Below are 1,654 nucleotides of genomic sequence, written 5' to 3' on the forward strand. Positions count from 1 at the left end.
CCTGTTTTGTGCGATGGGACACCCAGGCTAATTTTTCATGATAGCAGAGATTAGTTCCTGTTGTTCCTGAGTTGGTTTGAGTGGTACTGTAGTATAGGTTTTAGAATCAGGAAGGAATACCCTTATCTGATACATATTTTTGGTAAGCTCGATAGCTCTGCTTGCAGAAAATGATACTTTTCGGTTTTTGAGAAGCCTTTCCAGTTCTTTGAATACAGCATAAGATACAAAACAGATACAGATATGTGTTTGGATTCTTTCCGGTATTCGGTGGTAGATTGGCCTTATTCTGATATCTGTCTTGCTGATCCGGAAAGCCTTTTCTATTTGCCACAAGTTTCCGTATGCAGCAATAACCTCCTTGGATTTCATATCAGTATTTGTAAGATATCCTTTCAGTCCATCCCATCTGGCATCCAGTTGATATTTGGTATAATCGATAGCTACTTTGATTTCTGACTCAAGCTTGAGGTACTTGTTATATCCCCTGTTATTGATACTGCTTTTGTCGATTTTCCCATTTTTTACCTTTTTCTCGAGCTTTTCAAGCCCCTTTTTCCTGTTGTGAGCATCTTTCTTCAATCTCTTTTCAGAAAAGCTTACAACCAGTCTATAACCGTCTTTTTTCACTTCTCTGGGATTGTCTTCGGTTATTTCCAGTTCCCGGATTGCATCTTTGATCTCTTTGCTTTCATTCCTGATTTTACCGCCCAGTACAAACCTGTAACCGTGACTGATGAGTGCTCTGATATTGGCGCTGGACAGTAGGCCTGCATCTGCAATCACTATAGGTTTACCGATGGAAAACTTCTTTTGGATATTTTCCAGAACAGGTATCAGGGTATATCCCTCATACGTACTGCCTTCAAAAATATCATATCCAAGCGGATAGCCCTGCGGACCGACCAACAGCCCCAGTTTGATCTGGGGGTGCTGATGCTTGCCATCTTTTGAATAACCGATTTTCCGCAGATCATCTTCATCCGGAGCCTCAAAGTATAATGTGGTCATGTCATAGAACACAATGCCGATTTGCCCTCCCAGAATCTTCTCAAAGTGATTGAATGTTATTCTCTCTACATCCTCTTTGAACTCTTTATGGATCTTATCCATATACCGATAGATGGAATAAACACTGATTTCCTTGTTTTTGAATCTGGACAGGTAATCAACTGTTTTTAACTTGGAGCCAGGATAAACCAGTCTGGACATAACCAGGTCCCTAAATAGATCATCGATTCCGATCTTATGATAACCCATTGACTCATAAATTCTTCCAAGTATGTTGTCAGGACCTACTAATTCAATCTCGTTGTTGCCCACATTCGAGAGAATGGATTTTAAGCTGCTGTCCCTGTCATTTGAAAACAGAAAAGTCTGACCTTGCATTCTCTCAATCTCAAGCTTGGCCTGACGCTCAAGAATATCCAATTCCGCTTCATCAAAGGAACTTCCGATTGACTTGACCACTTTATTGATCCTGCCAACTTTCTGGATAATCTGAATACTGAAACTACCACTTGAATTCTTCTTCCGTCTCACAAACATGAACTAAAAATAGACCGAGACACCCAAAATCACAAAATCAAGACAAATAAATACCTATATTTCAGCTACTTAATTTTCACCTAAAACACATCCGCACAAAACAGGA

Annotated in this window: 1 protein-coding gene; it reads right to left on the reverse strand. The window is 40.0% G+C overall.

The genetic code is table 11. From position 1 onward, the window contains the following. Positions 1-27: 27 nt before the first annotated feature. Complete coding sequence (locus HMJ38_RS25005; RefSeq protein WP_194977184.1) at positions 28-1,548, reverse strand: IS1634 family transposase; 1,521 nt, start codon at positions 1,546-1,548, stop codon at positions 28-30. Positions 1,549-1,654: the final 106 nt, after the last annotated feature.

This window comes from Aquiflexum lacus, from assembly GCF_015476655.1.
GTDB classification, from domain to species: domain Bacteria; phylum Bacteroidota; class Bacteroidia; order Cytophagales; family Cyclobacteriaceae; genus Aquiflexum; species Aquiflexum lacus.

Coding starts and splice junctions, on each gene's coding strand:
- HMJ38_RS25005 (WP_194977184.1), bottom strand. CDS start 1,548: ATGTTTGTGAGACGGAAGAAGAATTCAAGTGGTAGTTTCAGTATTCAG.